The sequence below is a fragment of the Ectopseudomonas toyotomiensis genome, assembly GCF_900115695.1.
Classification (GTDB): Bacteria; Pseudomonadota; Gammaproteobacteria; order Pseudomonadales; family Pseudomonadaceae; genus Aquipseudomonas; species Aquipseudomonas toyotomiensis.
Map to the genome: position 1 here is coordinate 34,020 of NZ_FOXK01000003.1, position 22,887 is coordinate 56,906.

At 62.7% G+C, this 22,887-nt stretch carries 24 protein-coding genes; 21 read left to right on the plus strand and 3 right to left on the minus strand.

Translation table 11 applies throughout. The features are described from left to right. Together lolD and BM186_RS06340 are read left to right on the plus strand one after the other, a co-directional pair. Window positions 1–702, plus strand: coding sequence for a lipoprotein-releasing ABC transporter ATP-binding protein LolD (gene lolD, locus BM186_RS06335; protein WP_017677624.1), 702 nt, complete (start codon window positions 1–3; stop codon window positions 700–702). Next, window positions 702–1,946 (plus strand): lipoprotein-releasing ABC transporter permease subunit, encoded by a 1,245-nt coding sequence (locus BM186_RS06340; RefSeq protein WP_074913966.1) that lies wholly within the window; start codon window positions 702–704, stop codon window positions 1,944–1,946. Before lolD ends, BM186_RS06340 begins: the two co-directional genes overlap by 1 nt. A 37-nt stretch (window positions 1,947–1,983) precedes the next feature. Here the strand turns inward: BM186_RS06340 and BM186_RS06345 are convergent, their stop codons facing one another. Beyond that, a complete protein-coding gene (locus BM186_RS06345; protein ID WP_074913968.1) occupies window positions 1,984–2,511 on the minus strand; it encodes a DUF2062 domain-containing protein in 528 nt (175 codons plus the stop codon). Between the two features lie 126 nt (window positions 2,512–2,637). On the opposite strand from BM186_RS06345, the gene BM186_RS06350 reads away from it, so the two are divergent. The 8 genes from BM186_RS06350 to murB all read left to right on the plus strand — a co-directional run bounded on the left by BM186_RS06350 (window position 2,638) and on the right by murB (window position 9,448). Then, a complete protein-coding gene (locus BM186_RS06350; RefSeq protein ID WP_074913969.1) occupies window positions 2,638–4,863 on the plus strand; it encodes a DNA internalization-related competence protein ComEC/Rec2 in 2,226 nt (741 codons plus the stop codon). A gap of 72 nt (window positions 4,864–4,935) precedes the next feature. Further along, window positions 4,936–5,568: a MotA/TolQ/ExbB proton channel family protein gene (locus BM186_RS06355; RefSeq protein ID WP_074913971.1), complete on the plus strand. Its 633-nt coding sequence runs from the start codon at window positions 4,936–4,938 to the stop codon at window positions 5,566–5,568. Then, window positions 5,565–5,993, plus strand: a complete 429-nt coding sequence (locus tag BM186_RS06360; RefSeq protein ID WP_074913972.1) for an ExbD/TolR family protein — start codon at window positions 5,565–5,567, stop codon at window positions 5,991–5,993. The genes BM186_RS06355 and BM186_RS06360 overlap by 4 nt, the downstream gene beginning before the upstream one ends. Next, window positions 5,994–6,995, plus strand: coding sequence for a tetraacyldisaccharide 4'-kinase (gene lpxK / locus BM186_RS06365; protein ID WP_074913974.1), 1,002 nt, complete (start codon window positions 5,994–5,996; stop codon window positions 6,993–6,995). It begins immediately after the preceding gene. A gap of 22 nt (window positions 6,996–7,017) precedes the next feature. Beyond that, on the plus strand, window positions 7,018–7,203 hold the full coding sequence (locus tag BM186_RS06370; RefSeq protein WP_003245207.1) for a Trm112 family protein: 186 nt from the start codon (window positions 7,018–7,020) through the stop codon (window positions 7,201–7,203). Beyond that, complete coding sequence (kdsB, locus tag BM186_RS06375) at window positions 7,204–7,968, plus strand: 3-deoxy-manno-octulosonate cytidylyltransferase (protein WP_074913975.1); 765 nt, start codon at window positions 7,204–7,206, stop codon at window positions 7,966–7,968. It begins immediately after the preceding gene. Next, window positions 7,968–8,432 carry a low molecular weight protein-tyrosine-phosphatase gene (locus BM186_RS06380; RefSeq protein ID WP_074913977.1) on the plus strand — a complete coding sequence of 155 codons (465 nt, stop codon included), beginning with the start codon at window positions 7,968–7,970 and terminating at the stop codon, window positions 8,430–8,432. The genes kdsB and BM186_RS06380 overlap by 1 nt, the downstream gene beginning before the upstream one ends. Then, window positions 8,429–9,448: a UDP-N-acetylmuramate dehydrogenase gene (gene murB / locus BM186_RS06385; protein WP_074913978.1), complete on the plus strand. Its 1,020-nt coding sequence runs from the start codon at window positions 8,429–8,431 to the stop codon at window positions 9,446–9,448. The genes BM186_RS06380 and murB overlap by 4 nt, the downstream gene beginning before the upstream one ends. A 115-nt stretch (window positions 9,449–9,563) precedes the next feature. Here the strand turns inward: murB and rne are convergent, their stop codons facing one another. Beyond that, window positions 9,564–12,620: a ribonuclease E gene (rne, locus tag BM186_RS06390; protein ID WP_074913980.1), complete on the minus strand. Its 3,057-nt coding sequence runs from the start codon at window positions 12,618–12,620 to the stop codon at window positions 9,564–9,566. A 579-nt stretch (window positions 12,621–13,199) separates the two neighbouring features. Here rne and rluC point away from each other — a divergent pair. Genes rluC through sppA form a run of 3 tightly spaced genes read left to right on the plus strand, consistent with a single transcriptional unit; the run spans window position 13,200 to window position 15,808 of the window. Next, window positions 13,200–14,153 (plus strand): 23S rRNA pseudouridine(955/2504/2580) synthase RluC, encoded by a 954-nt coding sequence (rluC, locus tag BM186_RS06395; protein ID WP_017677613.1) that lies wholly within the window; start codon window positions 13,200–13,202, stop codon window positions 14,151–14,153. Further along, window positions 14,146–14,841: an HAD-IA family hydrolase gene (locus BM186_RS06400; protein ID WP_074913981.1), complete on the plus strand. Its 696-nt coding sequence runs from the start codon at window positions 14,146–14,148 to the stop codon at window positions 14,839–14,841. The genes rluC and BM186_RS06400 overlap by 8 nt, the downstream gene beginning before the upstream one ends. After that, window positions 14,831–15,808: a signal peptide peptidase SppA gene (gene sppA, locus BM186_RS06405; RefSeq protein ID WP_072425929.1), complete on the plus strand. Its 978-nt coding sequence runs from the start codon at window positions 14,831–14,833 to the stop codon at window positions 15,806–15,808. The genes BM186_RS06400 and sppA overlap by 11 nt, the downstream gene beginning before the upstream one ends. Window positions 15,809–15,997: 189 nt before the next feature. On the opposite strand, the gene BM186_RS06410 is transcribed toward sppA, so the two are convergent. Then, complete coding sequence (locus tag BM186_RS06410) at window positions 15,998–16,579, minus strand: Maf family protein (RefSeq protein WP_074913983.1); 582 nt, start codon at window positions 16,577–16,579, stop codon at window positions 15,998–16,000. Between the two features lie 110 nt (window positions 16,580–16,689). Here BM186_RS06410 and BM186_RS06415 point away from each other — a divergent pair, with 110 nt between their 5' ends. From BM186_RS06415 to pabC, 8 genes are all read left to right on the plus strand, one after another. Then, window positions 16,690–17,217 (plus strand): YceD family protein, encoded by a 528-nt coding sequence (locus tag BM186_RS06415; protein WP_074913985.1) that lies wholly within the window; start codon window positions 16,690–16,692, stop codon window positions 17,215–17,217. Window positions 17,218–17,230: 13 nt separating this feature from the next. Beyond that, a complete protein-coding gene (gene rpmF / locus BM186_RS06420; protein ID WP_003245185.1) occupies window positions 17,231–17,413 on the plus strand; it encodes a 50S ribosomal protein L32 in 183 nt (60 codons plus the stop codon). Between the two features lie 3 nt (window positions 17,414–17,416). Beyond that, a complete protein-coding gene (gene plsX / locus BM186_RS06425; RefSeq protein ID WP_074913987.1) occupies window positions 17,417–18,427 on the plus strand; it encodes a phosphate acyltransferase PlsX in 1,011 nt (336 codons plus the stop codon). Between the two features lie 126 nt (window positions 18,428–18,553). Further along, window positions 18,554–19,492 carry an ACP S-malonyltransferase gene (fabD, locus tag BM186_RS06430; protein ID WP_074913988.1) on the plus strand — a complete coding sequence of 313 codons (939 nt, stop codon included), beginning with the start codon at window positions 18,554–18,556 and terminating at the stop codon, window positions 19,490–19,492. A gap of 15 nt (window positions 19,493–19,507) precedes the next feature. After that, on the plus strand, window positions 19,508–20,251 hold the full coding sequence (gene fabG, locus BM186_RS06435) for a 3-oxoacyl-ACP reductase FabG (protein ID WP_003245179.1): 744 nt from the start codon (window positions 19,508–19,510) through the stop codon (window positions 20,249–20,251). Window positions 20,252–20,479: 228 nt separating this feature from the next. Then, window positions 20,480–20,716 carry an acyl carrier protein gene (acpP, locus tag BM186_RS06440; RefSeq protein ID WP_003245177.1) on the plus strand — a complete coding sequence of 79 codons (237 nt, stop codon included), beginning with the start codon at window positions 20,480–20,482 and terminating at the stop codon, window positions 20,714–20,716. A gap of 111 nt (window positions 20,717–20,827) precedes the next feature. Next, on the plus strand, window positions 20,828–22,072 hold the full coding sequence (gene fabF, locus BM186_RS06445; protein WP_074913990.1) for a beta-ketoacyl-ACP synthase II: 1,245 nt from the start codon (window positions 20,828–20,830) through the stop codon (window positions 22,070–22,072). Then, window positions 22,072–22,887 carry an aminodeoxychorismate lyase gene (pabC, locus tag BM186_RS06450; RefSeq protein WP_074913991.1) on the plus strand — a complete coding sequence of 272 codons (816 nt, stop codon included), beginning with the start codon at window positions 22,072–22,074 and terminating at the stop codon, window positions 22,885–22,887. The genes fabF and pabC overlap by 1 nt, the downstream gene beginning before the upstream one ends.

The window sequence follows — 22,887 nt, forward strand, 5'->3', positions numbered from 1 at the left end:
ATGAACCAGAACGCCATGAAACAGCACAATGCCGTGCTCAGCTGTCGCAACCTGAGCAAGCGTTACGACGAGGGCCCCGAGTCGGTGGTGGTGCTCGATGGCCTCGAGCTGGAACTCTTCCCCGGTGAACGTGTGGCCATCGTCGGCAGCTCCGGTTCCGGCAAGAGCACCCTGTTGAACATGCTCGGCGGCCTGGATACGCCCAGCGAGGGCAGCGTCTGGCTGGCCGGCGAGCAACTGTCGGCGCTGAGCGAGACCGCTCGAGGTCTGCTGCGCAACCGTGCGCTGGGCTTCGTCTACCAGTTTCACCACCTGCTGGCCGAGTTCACTGCGCTGGAGAACGTCTGCATGCCGCTGTTGATCGGCAAGACGTCGATCAGCGAGGCGCGCGAGCGTGCCACCAAGCTGCTCGAACGCGTAGGGCTTGGCCATCGCCTCAATCACAAGCCGTCAGAACTGTCTGGCGGTGAGCGTCAGCGTGTGGCGATTGCCCGTGCCCTGGTCAACCGCCCGGGGCTGGTGCTGCTCGATGAACCCACCGGCAACCTCGACCAGCACACCGCTGAAGGCATTCAGGAACTGATGCGCGAACTCAGCCGCGACTCCAACACCGCGTTTCTGGTGGTGACCCACGACATGCAGCTGGCACGCCAGATGGATCGCGTGCTCAGCCTGCAGGACGGCAAACTGGTGACCCTCTGATGTTTCGTCCGCTGAGTATCTTCATCGGCGCTCGCTACACACGGGCCAAGCGCCGCAACCATTTCATTTCCTTCATTTCGCTGACCTCTATGATTGGTCTGGCGCTTGGCGTGCTGGCGATGATCGTGGTGCTGTCGGTGATGAACGGTTTCCAGAAGGAAATGAGCTCGCGCATTCTCGGCATGGTGCCGCATGCTATGCTCTACGGCGCCGAGCCGGTCGCCGACTGGCGCGCCCTGGCGGACAAGGCCATGGCCAATCCGCAGGTACAGGCCGCAGCGCCTTATGCCGAGCTGGAGGGCATGCTCTCGCATCGCGGACTGATGCAGCCGATCCAGATCCACGGCATCGACCCGGTGGAGGAGGGCAAGGTGTCGATCCTGCCCGAGCACATCCGTCAGGGCAGCCTGAACAATCTGCAGCCGGGTGAGTTCGGCGTGGTGATCGGTGATATCACCGCGCGTCGTTTCGGCCTGCAGGTGGGCGACAAGCTGACCTTGATCATTCCCGAGTTGAGCAGCGCTCCCGGTGGCGTCACGCCGCGCATGCAGCGTCTGAACGTGGCAGCGGTGTTCAAGGTCGGTGCCGAGCTGGACAGCTCACTGGCGCTGATCAACGTCGCCGATGCCGCTGCCATGCAGCGCCTGCCGGAAGGTACGGTGCCGGGTATTCGTCTGGCGCTGAAAGACCTCTATCAGGCGCCACAGGTATCCAAGGCACTGGTCGCCGAACTGGGCGTCGGTTACCGCGCCGATGACTGGACCCATACCCAGGGCAGCCTGTTCAGCGCAATGAAGATGGAGAAGACCATGATCGGTCTGCTGCTGCTGCTGATCGTCGCTGTGGCGGCGTTCAACATCATCGCCACGCTGATCATGGTGGTGGCCGACAAGGGCGGCGACATCGCCATTCTGCGTACTCTGGGCGCCACACCCCGGCAGATCATGGCGATTTTCATGGTGCAGGGTTCGGTCATCGGTCTGGTCGGTACGCTGATCGGCACGGTGCTGGGTGTGCTGGCGGCACTCAATGTCAGCGCGCTGGTGGCCTGGCTGGAGTCGTTTGCCGGTCAGCAGGTGATGAGCTCCGATGTGTATTTCATCAGCAGCCTGCCGTCTGACCTGCAGTGGCTGGACGTGGCGTTGATCTGTTCGGCGGCATTGATCCTGAGTTTCCTCGCCACGCTCTACCCCTCATGGCGGGCGGCGCAGGTGCAGCCGGCCGAAGCGCTGCGCTACGAGTAAGAATGAAAAAGCCGTCAACTTCGACGGCTTCTTCTTTTCAGTGACGTTCCAGTCGGCGCTTTTCCTGACGCTTGCGCCAGCTACGCTGGACCCACCAGCGCCAGTAGAGCATGGTCAACACATAACCCAGTACGGCGAGAACCAGGCCGGACACGAAGGAGCCGAGGTACAACGGTTTCCACAGGATGGCCACTTCAGCCGTGATCCATTCCAGGCTCAGCGTCTCCGGCATGCGCACCGGTGGTGTCTGCATGATCCATGCACCCATCTTGTAGGTGCAGTAGAAAATCGGTGGCATGGTGATGGGGTTGGTCAGCCACACCAGACCGATGGAGATTGGCAGGTTGGCGCGCATCGGGATGGCGACGGCGGCGGCGGCCAGCATCTGCATGGGCATGGGGATCATCGCCCAGAACAGGCCGATGGCCATGCCGCGGGCTACCGAATGGCGATTGAGATGCCAGAGATTGGGATCATGAATGAGTTTGCCGAGAAAGCGCAGGGACTTGTTACCCTTGATGCTGTCGGGGTTGGGCATGTAGCGCTTGAATAAACGACGCGGCATGAAGAGTCTCTGGGCAGGCAAAAGCGCCGATATTATGCACGGATTCAGCCTGGCCAGCGTTTCCATATTGTGACCAGAGGTGAGCGCTGGAAGCGCTCGCCGCAGCTCGATGAGTAAGGAGAAACCATGCGAACAGGGATGTTGGCGCTGGCCCTGGGGCTGTTGATGCTGCGCTTTCTGCCGAGTTTGCCGCCGGGTTGGCTGTTGCTGGTGGCGGTCGGTGCTGGCCTGGGGTTGCTATTCTCGCGCCTCTATCCGTTGGGGTTCTTTCTGTTGGGGCTGGCCTGGGCCTGCAGTTCGGCGCAATCGGCGCTGGATGACCGCCTCGATCCGCAACTCGATGGCCGCACCCTTTGGCTGGAGGGCCGCGTGGTTGGTCTGCCGGAGGTGTCCGACGGCGTGGTGCGCTTCCAGTTCGAAGAGGCGCACTCCCGACGTGCCGAGTTGCCGAAAAGGTTACGCCTGGCCTGGTATGGCGGGCCGCCGGTGCAGGGCGGCGAGCGCTGGCGGGTGGCGGTCAGCCTGAAGCGTCCACATGGGTTGGTCAATCCGCAGAGTTTTGACTACGAAGCCTGGCTGCTGGCCCAGCGCATTGGCGCTACGGGCACGATCAAGTCCGGCCAGCGGATATCCGCCGCGACGGGCTTGGGGAGTTGGCGCGACGGTCTTCGTCAGCATCTGCTGGCGGCGCCGGCCTTTGAGCGAGAGGGCGCCATTGCCGCTCTGGTCCTGGGTGATGGCTCCGGCCTGAGCGCGAGCGACTGGCGCCTGCTGCAGCACACGGGCACGGTGCATCTGATGGTCATCTCCGGTCAGCATATCGCCCTGCTGGCCGGCTTTCTTTACGGACTGGTGGCGTTGCTGGCGAGAGTCGGCGCCTGGCCAAGGCGCTGGCCCTGGTTGCCCTGTGCCTGTGCGCTGGCCCTGAGTGGGGCTCTGGTCTACGGGATGTTGGCTGGTTTCGAGGTGCCGGTGCGCAGGGCCTGCGTGATGGTTGCGCTGGTGCTGCTCTGGCGCATGCGCTTTCGTCATCTGGGCGCCTGGTGGCCATTGTTGCTGGCCCTGCTCGTGGTGCTGCTACTCGAGCCATTGGCGTCCTTGCAACCTGGCTTCTGGCTATCGTTCTCGGCCGTGGCGATTCTCGCGTTGGTGTTCGGTGGCCGGCTTGGCGTCTGGGGTTGGTGGCGCGGGTTGACGCGTGCGCAGTGGACCATGGCCATTGGTCTGTTGCCGATGATGCTGATTCTCGGTTTGCCGGTCAGCAGTAGCGGGCCGCTGGCTAATCTGGTCGCCGTGCCCTGGGTGGGGCTGGTGGTCGTACCCCTGGCCTTGCTGGGCACTCTGCTGCTACCCGTTCCCATGGTTGGGGAGGGCCTGTTGTGGCTGGCCGGCGGTGCGCTGTATCTGTTGTTCGAACTGCTCAGCGTGATCGCTGCTTGGCTGCCTGCCTGGCTGCCCAGCAATCTGCCGCTCTGGGCCTGGCTACTGGCAGCGGCAGGCGCCTTGTTGCTCCTGCTGCCAGCTGGCGTACCCTTGCGTCTGCCCGGCCTCGCGCTGTTGTTACCTGCCTTGTTGTTGCCCACACAGCACCTGGACGATGGCCGTGCCGATGTCTGGGTGCTGGACGTGGGGCAGGGGCTGGCGGTGTTGGTGCGTACCCGAGAACACAGCCTGCTGTACGACGCGGGGCCGCGCTTCGGCGATTTCGATACCGGGGAGCGTATCGTCCTGCCTTCCTTGCGGGCGATGAACCTCAGGCGGCTCGATCTGATGCTGCTCAGTCATGCGGATAACGATCACGCCGGCGGTGCAGCGGCGATCAGGGCCGGGATGCCGGTGGCCCGGGTCATCAGTGGCGAGCCGCAGCGTCTGGCCAGGACGCTTGGCGCTGAGGATTGCGAATCAGGACAGCGCTGGCAATGGAACGACGTGACGTTCAGGTTGTGGCAGTGGGACCAGGCCAACTCCGGCAATCAGCGTTCTTGTGTATTGCAGATCGAGGCGGCGGGTGAGCGTCTGTTGCTGACCGGTGATATCGATGTCCGCGCCGAACGCGCGCTGATGCAGGCCGACTTTCCCCTGGCGTCGCGGTGGCTACTGGCGCCCCATCATGGCAGTCGCACGTCATCCGGCCAGGCCTTTATCGATGCGGTCGGGGCGCAGCATGTGCTGATCACCCGCAGTCGCCACAATGCCTTTGGACATCCTCACCCGCAGGTGCTGGCGCGCTATCAGGCGGCGGGTGTCGAGGTACATGACACGGCGCTCGACGGCGCTCTGCATTTGCGTCTGGGCGAATATGCTGCACCGCATGGGTTGCGACGCGAGCCACGTTTCTGGCGGGAAAAATGAGAACGGCGGCGGTCGGCGGGCGTTGCACCCTGTGCTAGAGTGGCGCCACTTTTTCGAGGGGGATTCTCTACCGTGTGGGAACTGGTCAAAGCTGGCGGCTGGATGATGCTGCCGATCATTCTCTGTTCCATCGCTGCTGCCGGCATCGTCGCCGAGCGCCTGTGGACCCTGCGGCCCGCCCGCGTCACCCCGGCCAATCTGCTGGCTCAAGTGTGGCGCTGGATCAAGGACAAGAAACTCAACAACCAGAGGCTCAAGGAGCTGCGTGAGGACTCGCCGCTGGGGCAGATTCTCGCCGCCGGCCTGGCCAACTCCAAGCATGGTCGCGAGATCATGAAGGAGTGTATCGAGGAGGCCGCTGCCCGCGTCATCCACGAGCTGGAACGCTATCTCAATGCCCTTGGCACCATTGCCGGCATCGCGCCGCTGCTCGGCCTGCTCGGCACCGTGCTGGGCATGATCGAGATCTTCAGCTCCTTCATGGGCTCGGGCATGGCCAACGCGCCGATGCTCGCCGGTGGTATCTCCAAGGCGTTGATCACTACAGCAGCCGGCCTGATGGTGGCGATCCCGGCGCTGTTCTTCCACCGCTACCTGCAGCGTCGCGTCGACGAGCTGGTGGTCGGCATGGAGCAGGAAGCGATCAAGCTGGTGGAAATGGTCCAGGGTGATCGCGACGTCGACCTGGGTGAGGGCAAGGCGTGAAATTCCGGCGCAAACCGCGGGAGAACGTCGAGATCAACCTGGCTTCGTTGATCGACGTGGTATTCATCCTGCTGCTGTTCTTCGTGGTCACCACCACCTTCACCCGCGAGACCCAGCTCAAGGTCGACCTACCCGAGGCAGCCAGTGGCACGCCGCCCGAGCAGACCGAACTGAAGCAGGTCGAGGTGCTGATCGGCGCCGATGGCGCCTACTCGGTCAATGGCAAGGCGCTGCTGGAAAGCAACCTGACTAACCTCATGGCGGCGCTGCAGAAGGAATCCGACGGTGACAACAGCCTGCCGTTGATCATCAGTGCCGATGGCAAGACCCCGCACCAGGCGGTGATCACCGCCATGGATGCGGCCGGCAAGCTGGGCTTCTCGCACCTGCGCATCACCACGGTGGAAGCACAGGAAAATCCTTAAGTGAGCGCTGCTGATCGCTTGCTCGAGGCCTGGTATCGCGGCCACCCGGCGCTGGCGCTGCTGCGCCCGCTGGAGTGGCTGTACCGTCGCGTGGTGCAGAGCAAGCGCAGGCGTTTCTTGGTCGGCGAGGGTGATATCTACCGCGCCCCGGTGCCGGTGCTGGTGGTGGGCAACATCACCGTGGGTGGCACGGGCAAGACGCCGCTGATCCTCTTTCTCATCGAACACTGCCGCGCTCGTGGCCTCAAGGTCGGCGTGGTCAGTCGTGGCTATGGCGCCACGCCGCCGAGCCTGCCGTGGCGGGTGCGAGCCGATCAATCGGCCGCACAGGCCGGCGACGAACCGCTGTTGATCGTCCAGCGTACGTGCGTGCCCTTGATGATCGACCCGGATCGCAGTCGCGCCGTGCGTGCGCTGCTGGCCGAAGAACCACTGGATCTGATCCTCTGCGACGATGGCCTGCAGCACTACCGTCTGGCGCGTGACCTGGAGCTGGTGCTGATCGATGCCGCCCGTGGCCTGGGTAATCGCCGCTGCCTGCCGGCCGGGCCACTGCGTGAGCCGGTCGAGCGTCTCAGTGAGGTGGACGCCGTGCTGTTCAACGGCGCCGAGGCGGATCGCGCCGATGGCTACGCCTTTCGCCTGCAGCCGACCGCACTGGTCAATCTGGTCAGCGGTGAGCGCGTCGGCCTCGATCATCTGTCGCCCGGTCAGGCCGTGCATGCGGTGGCTGGCATCGGCAACCCGCAGCGTTTCTTCAATACCCTCGAAGCGCTAAACTGGCGGCCGGTTCCGCACCCCTTTGCCGACCATGCCCAGTACGATGCCGCTCAGCTCAGCTTCGAGCCGCCGCTGCCCCTGCTGATGACGGAAAAGGATGCGGTGAAATGCCGGGCCTTCGCCGCCACCGACTGGTGGTACCTGGCCGTCGACGCCGTGCCCACGCCGGCTTTCGTCGACTGGCTGGATGGAGAGCTGGCCCGCCTCATACCGGGGTCCTGATGACCCCAGCAAGGATTCCACCATGGACCTTAAACTGCTCGACATTCTCGCCTGCCCGATCTGCAAGGGCCCGCTGCAGCTCTCCGAAGACAAGACCGAACTGATCAGCAAGGGCGCTGGCGTGGCCTACCCGATCCGCGACGGCATTCCGGTAATGCTGGAAAGCGAAGCGCGCACCCTGACCACCGACGAGCGTCTGGACAAGTAAATGAGCGCAGCCTTCACCGTCGTTATTCCCGCCCGCTACGCCTCCACCCGCCTGCCCGGCAAGCCGCTGCAGGACATCGCTGGCAAGCCCATGGTGCAGCATGTCTGGGAGCAGGCGAAGAAGAGTTCGGCCAGCCGCGTGGTGATCGCCACCGACGATGCGCGCATCGTCGAGGCCTGTAAGGCTTTCGGCGCCGAGGTGCTGCTGACCCGCGAGGATCACAACTCCGGCACCGACCGCCTGGCCGAAGTGGCTACCCAGCTCGGCCTGCCGGCCGATGCCATCGTGGTCAACGTGCAGGGTGACGAGCCGCTGATTCCCCCATCGATCATCGATCAGGTGGCGGCCAACCTGGCTGCCAACCCGCAGGCAGGCATCGCCACCCTGGCCGAGCCCATCGAGGATGTCGTCGCGCTGTTCAACCCCAATGTGGTCAAGGTGGTCGCCGACAAGAATGGCCTGGCCCTGACCTTCAGCCGCGCGCCGCTGGCCTGGGCGCGAGACGCCTTCGCCAAGAGTCGCGATGTGCTGCCGCAGGGCGTGCCTTATCGCCGTCATATCGGCATCTACGCCTACCGCGCGGGCTTCCTGCGTGACTTCGTCGCCTGGGGCCCGTGCTGGCTGGAAGACACCGAGTGCCTGGAGCAACTGCGCGCGCTATATCACGGCGTGCGCATCCATGTCGCCGATGCCCTCGAAGCGCCGGCCGCCGGTGTGGATACCGCCGAAGACCTGGAGCGGGTGCGCCACCTGTTGGGGGCCTGATGAAGGTTCTGTTCGTCTGCCTGGGCAACATCTGTCGTTCGCCCACGGCCGAGGGCGTCTTCCGCCACAAGTTGCGTGCCGCAGGGCTGGAAGATCGCGTGCAGGTTGACTCGGCCGGCACCGGTGACTGGCACGTCGGCAAGGCGCCGGACAGCCGCACCCGTCAGGCCGCGCTGCGCCGTGGTTATGACCTGTCGGCGCAGCGTGCACGGCAGGTCGAGGTCGCCGACTTTCAGCGCTTCGACCTGATCCTGGCCATGGACCAGAGCAACCTGCGCAACCTCAAGGCGCTGCGCCCGGCCGACGCACGTGCCGATCTGGATCTGTACTTGCGTCGGTATGAACTGGCACTGGATGAGGTGCCCGATCCCTACTACGGCGGCGAGGATGGCTTCGAGCAGGTGCTGGACCTGATCGAACAGGCCAGTGACGCGTTGCTGATCGAGATCAGGGGACGCCTGTGAGTCTGAATCTGCAGAGCGACGTGTCGCTCAAGGCCTTCAACAGCTTCGGTGTCGATGTGCATGCACGGCGTTTCGCCGAAGCCCACGATGATGACGATGTGCGCGAGGCGCTGAACCTGGCAAATCAGCAGGGCTTGCCGCTGCTGGTGATCGGCGGTGGCAGCAACCTGCTGCTGACCCGCGATGTCGAGGCGCTGGTGCTGCGCATGGCCAGCCGTGGTATTCGTATCCTCGAGGACGACGGCGAGCAGGTGCTGGTGGAGGCCGAAGCTGGTGAGCCCTGGCATCCCTTCGTGCAATGGAGTCTGGCGCAGGGCCTCAATGGCCTGGAAAACCTCAGTCTGATTCCCGGCACCGTCGGCGCTGCGCCGATGCAGAACATCGGCGCCTATGGTGTGGAGATCAAGGATCTGTTCGCCGGCCTGACCGCTCTGGATCGGCACACCGGCGAGCTGCGCGACTTCGCGCTGGAAGAATGCGCCTTCGCCTACCGCGACAGTCTGTTCAAGCGCGAAGCCGGGCGCTGGTTGATCCTGCGCGTGCGCTTTCGTCTGAGCCGTCTGGCTTCGCTGCGTCTGGATTACGGTCCGGTGCGTCAGCGCCTGGCTGAGATGGGCATCGAGGCACCGACTGCAAGCGATGTCAGCCGGGCGATCTGCGCCATTCGCAGCGAAAAGCTGCCAGATCCCGCCGAGCTGGGTAACGCCGGCAGCTTCTTCAAGAATCCGGTGGTGCCATTCGAACTGGCCGAGCGTATTCGCGCCGAGCATGCCGATCTGGTCAGCTATCCGGCTGGAGCTGGCCTGGCCAAGCTGGCCGCCGGTTGGCTGATCGAGCGGGCAGGGTGGAAGGGCGCGCGTGAGGGCGATGCCGGCGTGCATCGTTTGCAGGCGCTGGTGCTGGTCAACTACGGCAACGCCACGGGTGCGCAGCTGCTGCGGCTGGCGCAGCGTATCCAGGCCGATATCCTGGCGCGTTTTGGCGTAACGCTGGAAATCGAACCCAACGTGCTTTGATCGGTGGGGCGGACGTGAACCGGTGAATGCCGCTCCCGGATTGCATCCGGGCTACCAGTGACGGAAATGAAAAAGGGGATGCCTAGGCATCCCCTTTTTTGTTACCGCAGAAGGGTCAAGCCTGAGGCTTGACCTCCTCCTTGTCGGCTTGAGTTTCTTCTTCCGGCTGCGCTTGCTCTACCGCTTCGCTCACGCTTTGCTCGCTGACGACAGAGGTGGCTTCGGCTTCAGCGACCGGCTCGACTACAGGAGCTGTTTCGACTATAGCGGCTTCGGCTTCTGCCGGGGCGCTTGCTTCAGCGACCGGAGCGGCGTCGACTACTGGGGCAGCTTCTACAGCCGGGGCTGCAGCGGCGGCCTGTGCAGCTTCGCGCGCCAGGCGCTCAGCTTCACGCTGACGACGACGCACTTCGCGCGGGTCGTTCGGCGCACGGCCAGTGGCATTGGCTGGAATCGGTGCGGCAGCAGATGCTTGTTCGACCGGTGCCGGAGCAGGCTCCTGGGCGACTTCGACAGTCGGCTCAGCTTGAGCGACCGGTTCGGCAACTGGCGCTTCAACGGCAGCAGGGGTTTCGACTGCGACCGGTTCTGCTTCAACTGCTTTCTCTGTGGCCGGAGCGGCTTCGACCACTTCACTCACAGCAGCCTCGGCTTGCGCCTCCACCGGTTGAGCAGCAGGGGCTTCTTCAACCTGAACAGAGGGTGCTTCGACGGCCGGAGCCTCGCTGACCGGAGCCTCGCTGGCAATGGCTTCGCTGCTATCGACGCTTTCTGCAACCACGGCGGCGGCAGTAGCCACGGCAACCGGGGTGACGGCCTGGGCGTCGTTACCGGCAGCTTCGCTGTTCTCGGCGCTCTCGATCAGGTTGCCATCGGCATCACGCTGACGTTCGCGACGATTGCTGCGACGACGCTGACCGCGGGAACGGCGACGTGGACGCTCGCCATCGTTGCTGTCCTGCTCATCGTCCTGCATCTGCTCTTCGTTCGGCAGTGCTTCGTCCTGCAGGGCCTCGGTTTGCTCGGCACGCGGCTGACGCTCTTCACGCGGTTGACGCTGACGCTCCTGACGTTCACCGCGCGGCTGGCGCTCGGCACGCTCTTCGCGTTGCTCGTTACCAGCATCGGCATCGAGTGGTTCACGCAGTTCACGCACGCGCTCTTCACGCGGGGCGCGTTCTTCGCGCGGCTTGCGCTCACGGCGATTTTCCTGACCTTCGCGCGGCTCACGTGGGGCGCGTTCTTCACGCGGGGCACGCTCTTCGCGAGGTTGGCGTTCTTCACGCGGTTCACGGGCCTGACGCTCTTCACGCGGGGCGCGCTCTTCACGAGGTTTGCGCTCGTCATCGCGGCGACCGCCACGGTTACGGCTCTGCTGACGACCGTTGCGGCGCTCTTCGCGCGGCGGACGCTCGTTGTTCTTCTTCTCGACTACTGCAGGTTTGGCTTCTTCTTCCTTGCCGGCGAACAGGCTGACCAGAGACTTCACCAGGCCCTTGAACAGGCTCGGTTCAGGCGCTTTGGTCGGAGCCAGCGGTGCTTGAGGCTCGGCAGCGACCGGGGCGCTGCTGCGCGGTGCGGCCTTGATCGCGGCTTCCTGGCGAACCAGGGTGCGCGTGGCGGCGGCCGGCTGGGCAGCGGTTTCTTCGGTTTCTGCGGTGGCGGCGATTTCGTAGCTGGTCTGGCCGCTCAGGGCTTCCGGGCTGTCGTCACGCAGGCGCTGCACTTCGAAATGCGGGGTTTCCAGGTGATCATTCGGCAGGATCACGATACGCGCACGGGTGCGCAGTTCGATCTTGGTGATCGAGTTGCGCTTCTCGTTGAGCAGGAAGGCGGCGACCGGGATCGGTACCTGAGCGCGGACTTCGGCGGTGCGATCCTTCAGCGCTTCTTCTTCGATCAGGCGCAGGATGGCCAGCGACAGGGATTCGACGTCACGGATGATGCCTTGACCGTTGCAGCGCGGGCAGACGATGCCGCTGGTCTCGCCGAGGGACGGACGCAGGCGCTGACGGGACATTTCCAGCAGGCCGAAGCGCGAGATGCGGCCGACCTGAACGCGGGCGCGGTCGGCTTCCAGGGCTTCACGCACCTTCTCTTCGACGGCGCGCTGGTTCTTGGCCGGGGTCATGTCGATGAAGTCGATGACGATCAGGCCGCCGATATCACGCAGGCGCAGTTGGCGGGCGATTTCTTCGGCCGCTTCCAGGTTGGTCTGCAGCGCGGTTTCCTCGATGTCGCTGCCCTTGGTGGCGCGCGCCGAGTTGATGTCGATGGAAACCAGGGCCTCGGTCGGGTCGATGACGATGGAACCACCGGACGGCAGTTTCACTTCACGCTGGAAGGCGGTTTCGATCTGGCTTTCGATCTGGAAGCGGTTGAACAGCGGCACGCTGTCTTCGTACAGCTTGATCTTGCTGGCGTACTGCGGCATCACCTGCTGGATGAAACTCAGGGCTTCTTCCTGGGCTTCGACGCTATCGACCAGCACTTCGCCGATGTCCTGGCGCAGGTAGTCGCGGATGGCGCGGATGATGACGTTGGATTCCTGATAGATCAGGAACGGGGCAGGGCGGCTGGTGGAGGCTTCCTTGATGGCGCTCCACAGTTGCAGCAGGTAGTCGAGGTCCCACTGCATTTCTTCGCTGGAGCGGCCGAGGCCGGCAGTGCGCACGATCAGGCCCATGTCGGCCGGAGCGTTAAGGCCATTCAGCGCTTCACGCAATTCGTTGCGCTCTTCGCCTTCGATACGGCGGCTGATGCCACCAGCACGTGGGTTGTTCGGCATCAGCACCAGGTAACGACCGGCCAGGCTGATGAAGGTGGTCAGGGCTGCGCCCTTGTTGCCGCGTTCTTCTTTCTCGACCTGGACGATGACTTCCTGGCCTTCCTTGAGCACGTCCTTGATGTTGACGCGGCCGCCTTCAGGGGCCTTGGAGAAGTATTCGCGGGAGATTTCTTTGAGGGGGAGGAAGCCGTGGCGTTCGGAGCCGAAGTCGACGAAGGCGGCTTCGAGGCTGGGTTCAACGCGGGTGATACGGCCTTTGTAGATGTTGGCCTTTTTTTGTTCGCGGGCGCCGGACTCGATGTCCAGGTCGTAGAGTTTTTGGCCATCTACCAGGGCAACACGCAACTCTTCAGGCTGAGTCGCGTTAATTAGCATTCTTTTCATGTGGTACCAATGGGTTCCGGGGCTAGCGGAAGCCACGTTAGGCACACACGACTCTCAGGGTCGGTGTCAGGCGCGTCAGAAACGGTCGTAAATCGTTCCACTGTCTAGCGACGGTCAGCCATTATCAGGCCGCGGTCGCGACGGACGTCTCCTGCTTGCTGTGGTGACAGAAAGCACTCAGTCAGGAAGAGGAATCAACTGGCGGTAGCGGACGAGATGAGGCGTCTTTGATCAAGCGATATGCTACGCAGTCCGACAGTTGTACATCTCCACCCTACACGTATCGCTGAAAATCGGGTGCCGCGCGCGGATTCCGCAGCGGTTGTCAGTTACCGCGACCGCCCGGTGGGCGAATCGCGCATCATACTCAAGGCTTTATTTCCGAAGTCTTCGTGGCCTTTTGCGGCCTTTCTAACCTGAAGAATCCGTCGGACGGCCTCACGTCCAAATACGTTTGCGCGGGCAGGGGATGGCAAGTTTGGCATTCATCCGCAAGCCAGGCCGCTTTTGGCGGCGTTCGCGACTATAGCAGCAATGATTAAGTGCTTCAATTCCATAAAAAATTGTTATGATTGCGCGATGACTACTCCTGCCTCTCCAACCTCCGGCGTTCAGCTGATCGAGGTTGCACCGGAACTCGCCGGCCAACGCATCGACAACTTCCTCAGGACACAGCTCAAGGGCGTGCCCAAGACCCTGATTTACCGCATTCTGCGCAAGGGCGAAGTGCGGGTTAACAAGGGGCGGATCAAGCCCGAGTACAAGCTCCAGGCTGGTGACGTGGTGCGCGTGCCGCCGCTGCGCTTGGCCGAGCGCGATGAGCCCGAGCCGCTGGCGCAGGGGCTGCTGCAGCGCCTAGAAGCCGCCATCGTTTATGAGGACAAGGCGCTGATCGTGCTGAACAAGCCGGCCGGTATCGCCGTGCATGGTGGCAGCGGCTTGAATTACGGCGTGATCGAGGCGTTTCGCCAGTTGCGTCCCGATGCCAAGGATCTGGAGCTGGTGCACCGCCTCGATCGTGATACGTCCGGCCTGCTGATGATCGCCAAGAAGCGCAGCATGCTGCGCCATCTGCATGAGGCATTGCGCGGCGATGGCGTGGACAAGCGCTACATGGCGCTGGTGCGCGGCCACTGGGCGACCGCCAAGAAGCAGATCGCCGCGCCGCTGCTGAAAAGCAACCTGCGCTCCGGCGAGCGTATGGTCGAGGTGAATCCCGAGGGCAAGGAGGCGCTCACGGTATTTCGCGTGCTGCGCCGTTTCGGTGAGTTCGCCACGCTGGTCGAAGCCAGGCCGATCACTGGTCGTACCCATCAGATTCGTGTGCACGCCCAATACGCGGGTCATGGTATCGCTGGTGACAGCAAATACGGCGACGACGACTTCTCCCGCGAGATTCGCGAGCTGGGCGGCAAGCGGCTGTTCCTGCATGCCTACGAGTTGCACGTGCCGCTGCCCGATGGCGGCGTGCTGAAGCTCGAGGCGCCGGTGGATGAGATGTGGGCGAAGACCCTGGAGCGTCTGAGTGCCTGATTATCAGCTACTGATTTTCGATTGGGACGGCACGCTGGTGGATTCCATCGGCCGTATCGTCGAGGCCATGCACCGTGCTGCCGATGTGGCGTGCGTTCCGCGCTGCACCGATGTCGCGGTGCGCGGGATCATTGGTCTGGAGCTGGGTGTGGCGATTCGCACGCTTTACCCGGAACTCGATGAGCCGCTGCGAATCGAAACCATCCGGCGTGCCTACAGCGAGCAGTATCTGGCGCTGGAAACCGAGCCGTCGCCACTGTTCGGGGGGGTGCGCGAGTCGCTCGAGGTCTTTCGTGATCAGGGTTATCGTCTTGCCGTGGCCACCGGCAAGGGGCGAAATGGGTTGCATCGGGTGCTGGCTGACAAGGGTTGGCTGGATTACTTCGATATCACCCGTTGCGCCGACGAGACGGCAAGCAAGCCCGATCCGCTGATGCTGCATGAGATTCTTGCGCATTGCCGGGTGCAGCCCGAGCGCGCGCTGATGGTGGGGGATTCGACCTTCGATCTGCTGATGGCGCGCAATGCCGGGATGGATGCCGTGGCGGTAGGTTTCGGTGCGCAGCCGTTGTCGGTGCTGCGCGAGTGCTCGCCGCGTTTGGCGATCAATGAATTCAATGAGCTGCGTGCATGGCTGGAAGGCCGTCATGCGCAGCGTCCTGCAGAGGTGAGTGAGCATGTCGGATGAGTGGAAGTCATCGTCTTCGTCGGGCGAGGATGCCAAAAGCTGGAAGTTGCTGGAAAAGGCACTGCTTTCCAGTGTTCAGGAGCAGCGTCGCTCGCGTCGCTGGGGCATCTTTTTCAAGCTGCTGACCTTTATCTATCTGTTCGGTGCGCTGGCGCTGGTGCTGCCGGTGCTCGACCTGAAAAAAGCCTCAACCACTGAGGCGCATACCGCGCTGATCGAAATTCGCGGCATGATCGCTGACCGTGAAGAGGCCAGTGCCGACAAGGTGGTGGGCAGTCTGCGTGCTGCCTTCGAAGACACCAATACCAAAGGTGTGATCCTGCGCATCAATAGCCCGGGCGGCAGTCCGGTGCAGTCTGGCTACATCTATGACGAGATCCGTCGTTTGCGCGGCGAATATCCGCAGACCAAGGTCTATGCGGTGATCAGTGATCTGGGTGCCTCCGGTGCCTACTACATCGCCAGTGCGGCTGATGAGATCTATGCCGACAAAGCCAGCTTGGTCGGCTCCATCGGTGTCACGGCAGCCAGTTTCGGCTTCGTCGAAACCATGGAGAAGCTTGGTGTGGAGCGCCGGGTTTATACCTCGGGCGAGCACAAGGCATTTCTCGATCCGTTCCAGCCACAGAAAGAAGAGGAAACCCGCTTCTGGAAAGGGGTGCTGGACACCACGCATCGCCAGTTCATCGAAAGCGTGAAGAAGGGGCGTGGTGAGCGTCTCAAGGCGGACGAGCATCCCGAACTGTTCTCGGGCTTGGTCTGGTCGGGTGAGCAGGCGCTGCAGTTGGGTTTGGTCGATGCGCTGGGTAGTGCCAGTTATGTGGCGCGCGAGGTGATTGGTCAGAAAGAGATGGTCGACTTCACTCAGCGTGATACGCCATTTGATCGCTTCGCCAAGCGACTGGGTACCAGTGTGGCGGATCGCATCGCGTTGTGGATGGGCTTCCAGGGGCCGACGCTGCGCTGACAGGTAAAGGGAGGGCCCGCTGAGCGGGCCTTCTTCATTGAGGGCTCAGAGAGTGTTTACAAGATAGGCGAACGAAGGCAAGACAAGGCGAAAATGATCGAGAAAGCGGAGTTTACGTGCTGTAAATGAGCATTTCGAGATCGTTTTCAACGCAGTATTGCCAAGTGCAGCCATTTTGTAGACGCCCTCTCAAGGAATCTCGACGCCTTCGTTCAGTAGCATGTCCACCAGGCGAATCAGCGGCAGGCCGATCAGGCTGGTGGCGTCCTCTCCTTCGGTGCTGCGAAACAGGCTGATGCCCAGGCCTTCCGATTTGAAGCTGCCGGCGCAGTCGAACGGCTGTTCGCGCTGCAGGTAGCGCAGGATTTGCTCATCGCTGAGTTGGCGAAAGTGCACGGTGAAGGGCACGCATTCGACCTGGCATTTGCCGGTGTTCGAGTTGAGGAGTGCCAGGCCGGTGAGGAAGGTGACGCTGCTGCCGCTGGCGGCGCGCAGCTGTTGCTGGGCTCTCGGCAGGTTGTGGGGCTTGCCGAGTATTTGTCCATCGCCGAGTACGGCGACCTGGTCCGAGCCGATGATCAGGTGGTCAGGATGGCTGGCGGCGAGGGCGTGGGCCTTTTCTTCGGCCAGGCGCTTGACCAGGTCGATGGCTGCTTCACTCTCGCGGCGGCTTTCATCGATGCTCGGTGACTGCCAGGTAAAGGCCAGTTGCAGGCGTTCGAGCAGCTCGCGGCGATAGGGTGAGCTGGAGGCGAGCAGCAGCGCGGGCATGTTCTCTTCCTTTATATAGATGAGCGAGGAATTCTACTGATCGACACCATTCGAAGACAGGCCGAATTTCCTTTGACATGGGCAGGGTGCATCCCTAGAATGCTGCGCCTATGTTGAATGGGCCGATTCCACCTCACGTTGATCCGCGCAAGCTAGCCGACCGCGAAGCTACCCTCGAAGGGCAGCTCGAACTGGCCAGCCTGCCGCGTCTCTGCGACCCGCTTGCCGATACGGCGGGTGTGGTGCAGGCGAAGTTTCATTTCGCCCGTGACGAGCAGAAAACCGTGGTTATCCGCAGTGAGCTCGAGGTTGAGGTCAAAATGGTCTGCCAGCGTTGTCTGGAGCTGGTCGCGCTACCCATCCGCAGCGAATGTGAATACGCCGTGGTTCGGGTTGGAGCGAACACTCAGTCCTTGCCGAAGGGCTACGACGTGCTGGAAGTGGGCGAAGAGCCGCTGGAGCTGCTTGGTCTGGTCGAGGAAGAGTTGCTTCTCGCCTTGCCCATCGTTCCTGCTCATGCCCCAGGTGATTGCCAGCAGCCGGGCGGTCTCGATGAGCCCGAGCCGGGCGAGGACGAGGTATCGCGGTCCAACCCGTTCAGTGTATTGGCGCAGTTAAAGCGTGACCCAAACGTTTAGGAGTTAATGAGTTATGGCTGTTCAGCAGAACAAAAAATCCCGTTCCGCCCGCGACATGCGTCGTTCGCACGACGCCCTCGAGGCCAGCACCCTGTCCGTAGAGAAGAGCACCGGTGAAGTTCACCTGCGCCACCACGTTTCTCCGGAAGGCGTGTACCGCGGTCGCAAAGTGATCGACAAGGGCGCTGACGAGTAATCCTTGTCTGCCTCGATCATCGCGATTGATGCAATGGGTGGGGACTTCGGTCCCCACTGCATTGTTCCGGCCTGCATTTCTGCGCTGGCCGAGTTCCCCTCGTTGCACCTGGCCCTCGTCGGCCAAGCTCCCCTCATCGAAGAACAGCTCGCTCGCCAGTCCGGCGTCGATCGCTCGCGCCTGCAGGTTCATCACGCCAGTGAAGTGATCGCCATGGACGAACGTCCGGCTCAGGCGCTGCGCGGCAAGCCCGATGCCTCGATGCGCGTGGCGTTGGAGCTGGTGCGTCAGCGCCAGGCGCATGCCTGCGTCAGTGCCGGCAATACCGGAGCGCTGATGGCGCTGTCGCGTTACGTGCTGAAGACGCTGCCGGGTATCGATCGGCCGGCCATGGTCAGCCCGATTCCCACCGAGCGCGGTCACTGCTACCTGCTGGATCTGGGCGCCAATGTCGATTGCAGTGCCGAGCACCTCTATCAGTTCGCGATCATGGGCGCTGTGGCGGCCGAGACGCTGGGCGTGTCTCGGCCGCGGGTCGCCTTGCTCAATGTCGGTACCGAAGACATCAAGGGCAATCAGCAGGTCAAGCTGGCGGCCAATATGCTGCAGCAGGCGCATGGGCTGAACTTCATCGGCTACATAGAGGGTGACGGCATGTATCGCGGCGAAGCCGATGTCGTGGTGTGCGACGGTTTCGTTGGCAATATCCTGCTCAAATCCAGCGAAGGCCTGGCCAGGATGATCACCGGTCGGGTCGAGACGCTGTTCAGCGAGGGGTTGTTCGCCCAGGCGATTGGTGCCCTGGCGATGCCGCTGCTGCGCCGCCTCAAGGCTGATCTGGCGCCGGCACGGCACAATGGTGCGAGCTTTCTCGGGCTGCAGGGCATCGTGGTCAAGAGTCATGGTGCGGCTGGTCAGGAAAGCTTTCAGAGTGCCATTCGCTGTGCGCTGCGCGAGGTGCAGGAGAATTTGCCGCAGCGACTGCATGGTCGCCTCGAGGACTTGTTGCTGTAAACTCGTCACGTTTTCAGGGCATGGGCTGTGGCGGAATGTGACCGCGGCACGCAGCCTGTCATCCAACTGTCAGCTTGCTGCGCCAGGCTCGCCTGGCGTTGGTTTTTCGACTCAAGGGACTTATTCATGTCTGCATCCCTCGCATTCGTCTTCCCCGGCCAAGGCTCGCAAGCCCTGGCCATGCTTGCCGACCACGGCGCCCAGCAGAAGCTGGTGCTCGATACTTTCGGCGAGGCGTCCGAAGCGCTCGGCTACGACCTCTGGGCACTGACCCAGCAAGGTCCGGAAGAGCAACTGAACCAGACCGACAAGACCCAGCCGGCCATCCTCACTGCTTCCATCGCCCTGTGGCGTCTGTGGCAGGCCGATGGCGGTGCCAGGCCGGCTTTCGTTGCCGGTCATAGCCTGGGTGAATATTCCGCGCTGGTCGCCGCAGGGAGCATCGCCTTTGCTGATGCGGTGAAGCTGGTAGAACGTCGTGGTCAACTGATGCAGCAGGCTGTGCCGGCCGGGCAGGGCGGCATGGCCGCCATCCTCGGTCTGGAAGATGCCGACGTACTGGCCGCCTGTGTCGAAGCCGCGCAGGGCGATGTAGTCAGCGCGGTCAACTTCAACGCCCCTGGCCAGGTGGTTATCGCCGGCAGCGCAGCTGCCGTCGAGCGTGCCATCGAGGCGTGTAAGGCTCGTGGTGCCAAGCGCGCCATGGCGCTGCCGGTCAGTGTGCCGTCGCACTGCGCCCTGATGAAGCCGGCCGCCGAGCGTTTCGCCGAGTCGGTCGAGGCGCTGAACTGGCAGGCGCCGCAGATCCCGCTGGTGCAGAACGTCAGTGCCGCCGTGGTGTCCGATCTGGCCACTCTCAAGGCTGATCTGCTGGCGCAGCTCTACAGCCCGGTACGCTGGGTCGAGTCGATGGTGCGGCTGTCAGAGCAGGGTGTGACCGATCTGGTCGAGTGCGGTCCTGGCAAGGTGCTGGGCGGCCTGAACAAGCGCTGTGTCAAAGGCATCAACACTTACAACCTGGATACCCCCGAAGCTTTCGCCGCTGCTCGCGCTGCGTTGGCTTGAGAAAGGAGAACGAACATGAGTCTGCAAGGTAAGGTCGCGCTGGTCACCGGCGCCAGCCGTGGCATCGGTCAGGCAATCGCCCTGGAACTGGGTCGTCAGGGCGCCATCGTCATCGGCACTGCTACGAGCGCCTCGGGTGCCGAGCGCATCGCGGAAACCCTCAAGGCCAATGGTGTCGAAGGCGCCGGCCTGGTGCTCGACGTAAGCAATGACGAATCGGTTGCCACCACCCTCGAACATATCCAGCAACATCTTGGTCAGCCGCTGATCCTGGTCAACAACGCTGGCATCACCCGCGATAACCTGATGCTGCGGATGAAGGACGACGAATGGCATGATGTCATCAATACCAACCTGAACAGCCTCTACCGTCTGTCCAAGGCTGTGCTGCGTGGCATGACCAAGGCACGTTTCGGGCGCATCATCAACATCGGCTCCGTGGTCGGTGCGATGGGCAATGCCGGTCAGGTCAACTACGCTGCCGCCAAGGCCGGTCTGGAAGGTTTCAGTCGTGCCCTGGCGCGTGAAGTGGGTTCGCGTGGTATCACGGTCAACTCGGTGGCTCCAGGTTTCATCGACACCGATATGACCCGTGAGCTGCCGGAAGGCCAGCGTGACGCCCTACTGACGCAGATTCCGCTGGGCCGTCTGGGTCAGGCCGAAGAGATCGCCAAGGTGGTCGGTTTCCTGGCTTCTGATGGCGCAGGTTACGTCACTGGGGCTACTATCCCGGTGAATGGCGGTATGTACATGAGCTAAAAAGGGCGCCTCCGAATGTCCGGAGGCTCTCGAATGTGACGCGAGCCATCAGAAAACTGTCATAGTCGCTGTCTAAAATCCGTTATAAAGCTGCAACAGGTTTATAGACAGATCGTTGAAGTGTTCCTGGGGGCTCCCCGGCATTCAGCTTGAAATGCTAAAAACCCTTTCTATACACTTGGCCGCTACCAGCTGCCTGGATTTGTCCAATAGGAGTGAAAACAAGGTATGAGCACCATCGAAGAACGCGTCAAGAAAATCGTTGCTGAGCAACTTGGCGTCAAGGAAGAGGAAGTAACCAACAGCGCTTCCTTCGTTGAAGACCTGGGTGCCGACTCTCTTGACACCGTTGAGCTGGTGATGGCTCTCGAGGAAGAATTCGAGACCGAGATCCCGGACGAGCAAGCTGAGAAAATCACCACCGTTCAGGAAGCTATCGACTACGTGACTGCCCACGCGCAATAAGTCACAGTCAGCTTTCTGATCGAGAAAAGCCGCACTGCCCTAATCAGGCGTGCGGTTTTTCTTTACGTGCAAGGCGCATGTGGCGCCTGAGTAGAACAAGAGGAGATTGCTGTGTCGCGTAGACGCGTCGTGGTTACCGGTATGGGCATGCTGTCGCCGCTGGGTAACGATGTGCCGAGCAGCTGGCAGGGCATTTTGGCCGGGCGCAGTGGCATCGGCCTGATCGAGCACATGGACCTGTCGGCCTACTCCACCCGTTTTGGCGGGTCGCTAAAGGGCTTCAACGTCGAGGAATATCTCTCCGCCAAGGAGGCGCGCAAGCTCGACCTTTTCATCCAGTACGGTCTCGCTGCCTGCTTTCAGGCCGTGCGTGATTCCGGCCTGGACATCACTGACGCCAATCGTGAGCGTATCGGTGTGGCCATGGGCTCCGGCATCGGTGGCCTGACCAATATCGAGAACAACTGCAAATCGTTGCACGAGCAGGGGCCACGGCGCATTTCGCCGTTCTTCGTGCCGGGCTCGATCATCAATATGATTTCCGGTTTCCTGTCGATCCATTTGGGTCTGCAGGGGCCTAACTACGCCATCGCCACGGCGTGTACCACCGGTACTCACTGCATCGGCATGGCCGCACGCAACATCGCCTATGGCGAAGCTGACGTGATGGTCGCCGGTGGCGCCGAGATGGCGGCCTGCGGCCTGGGCATGGGCGGCTTCGGTGCGGCGCGTGCGCTGTCGACTCGCAATGACGAGCCGACCAGGGCCAGCCGTCCATGGGACAAGGGCCGTGATGGCTTCGTCCTGTCCGACGGCTCCGGCGCCCTGGTGCTGGAAGAGCTGGAACACGCCAAGGCGCGTGGTGCCACCATCTATGCCGAGCTGATCGGCTTCGGCATGAGCGGAGACGCCTTCCACATGACCTCACCACCCGAGGATGGCGCAGGTGCGGCGCGCTGCATGGCGGCTGCCCTGCGTGATGCCGGTATCAATGCCGATCAGGTGCAGTACATCAACGCCCATGGCACCTCGACCATGGCGGGCGACCTGGCCGAAGCCGCGGCAGTGAAGAGCGTGTTCGGTGAGCATGCCTACAAACTGTCGGTCAGCTCGACCAAGTCCATGACCGGTCACTTGCTCGGTGCAGCGGGCGCGGTGGAGGCGATCTTCAGCATTCTGGCGATCCGTGATCAGGTGGCACCGCCCACCATCAACCTGGATGAGCCCGACGAAGGTTGCGACCTGGACTTCGTGCCGCACCAGGCCAAAGCCATGCCGATCGAAATCGCGCTGTCGAACTCCTTCGGCTTCGGCGGTACCAACGGCTCGCTGCTGTTCCGTCGGTTCAACGGCTGATGCTGAGCTGGGTCAACGGTGCGCCCGGCGAGCAGTTGTCGGTTCGTGACCGTGGCCTGGCTTACGGCGATGGTCTGTTCGAGACCATCGCCGTTCGTGGCGGACGCATCCCGCTGTTGGCGCGGCATATGGCGCGCCTGGCTGAGGGCTGCCGGCGTTTGTCCATTCCCCTCGATCTGATGCTGATGAACAGCGAGTTGCAGGCTTTCGCCAGGCAACTGGGCGACGGCGTGGCCAAGCTGATCGTCACCCGTGGCGAAGGTCAGCGCGGCTACGCGCCGCCGCAGCCCTGCCAGCCGCTGCGCATCCTGCAGGCGGCGCCGTTGCCGCAGTACCCTGCCGTCCATACCGAGCAGGGTGTTCGTCTCTTCCCTTGTGTGACGCGTCTGGCCGAGCAGCCCTTGCTGGCCGGGCTCAAGCACCTCAACCGCCTGGAGCAGGTACTGGCGCGCGCCGAATGGCAGGACGCCGAGCACGCCGAGGGCCTGATGCGTGACAGCAGTGGTCGGGTCATCGAGGGCGTGTACAGCAACCTGTTCCTGGTCGTCGACGGCGGGCTGGTGACGGCCGATCTGTCGCGCTGTGGCGTGTCCGGCGTGATGCGTGCCGAGATCCTGCAGCAGGCGCAGTTGCTCGGGCTGACTGTCGAGTTACGCGATATTTCCTTCGACGAACTGCTGGATGCCGATGAAGTCTTTCTCTGCAACAGCCTTTACGGCATCTGGCCTGTGCGGGCATTGCAAGAGCGACACTGGTCGGTCGGGCCGCTCACCCGTAAACTGCAGGCCATCGTCTGCGACCTACTGAGTAAATAA

Excerpts from the sequence above, each read along its gene's own strand:
- BM186_RS06370 (WP_003245207.1), top strand. The coding sequence starts at position 7,018 with ATGGACCTTAAACTGCTCGACATTCTCGCCTGCCCGATCTGCAAGGGC.
- sppA (WP_072425929.1), top strand. The coding sequence starts at position 14,831 with ATGTCGGATGAGTGGAAGTCATCGTCTTCGTCGGGCGAGGATGCCAAA.
- rne (WP_074913980.1), bottom strand. The coding sequence starts at position 12,620 with ATGAAAAGAATGCTAATTAACGCGACTCAGCCTGAAGAGTTGCGTGTT.
- fabD (WP_074913988.1), top strand. The coding sequence starts at position 18,554 with ATGTCTGCATCCCTCGCATTCGTCTTCCCCGGCCAAGGCTCGCAAGCC.
- fabG (WP_003245179.1), top strand. The coding sequence starts at position 19,508 with ATGAGTCTGCAAGGTAAGGTCGCGCTGGTCACCGGCGCCAGCCGTGGC.
- BM186_RS06410 (WP_074913983.1), bottom strand. The coding sequence starts at position 16,579 with ATGCCCGCGCTGCTGCTCGCCTCCAGCTCACCCTATCGCCGCGAGCTG.
- lolD (WP_017677624.1), top strand. The coding sequence starts at position 1 with ATGAACCAGAACGCCATGAAACAGCACAATGCCGTGCTCAGCTGTCGC.
- BM186_RS06340 (WP_074913966.1), top strand. The coding sequence starts at position 702 with ATGTTTCGTCCGCTGAGTATCTTCATCGGCGCTCGCTACACACGGGCC.
- BM186_RS06350 (WP_074913969.1), top strand. The coding sequence starts at position 2,638 with ATGCGAACAGGGATGTTGGCGCTGGCCCTGGGGCTGTTGATGCTGCGC.
- BM186_RS06345 (WP_074913968.1), bottom strand. The coding sequence starts at position 2,511 with ATGCCGCGTCGTTTATTCAAGCGCTACATGCCCAACCCCGACAGCATC.
- kdsB (WP_074913975.1), top strand. The coding sequence starts at position 7,204 with ATGAGCGCAGCCTTCACCGTCGTTATTCCCGCCCGCTACGCCTCCACC.
- BM186_RS06415 (WP_074913985.1), top strand. The coding sequence starts at position 16,690 with ATGTTGAATGGGCCGATTCCACCTCACGTTGATCCGCGCAAGCTAGCC.
- rluC (WP_017677613.1), top strand. The coding sequence starts at position 13,200 with ATGACTACTCCTGCCTCTCCAACCTCCGGCGTTCAGCTGATCGAGGTT.
- acpP (WP_003245177.1), top strand. The coding sequence starts at position 20,480 with ATGAGCACCATCGAAGAACGCGTCAAGAAAATCGTTGCTGAGCAACTT.
- BM186_RS06380 (WP_074913977.1), top strand. The coding sequence starts at position 7,968 with ATGAAGGTTCTGTTCGTCTGCCTGGGCAACATCTGTCGTTCGCCCACG.
- pabC (WP_074913991.1), top strand. The coding sequence starts at position 22,072 with ATGCTGAGCTGGGTCAACGGTGCGCCCGGCGAGCAGTTGTCGGTTCGT.
- rpmF (WP_003245185.1), top strand. The coding sequence starts at position 17,231 with ATGGCTGTTCAGCAGAACAAAAAATCCCGTTCCGCCCGCGACATGCGT.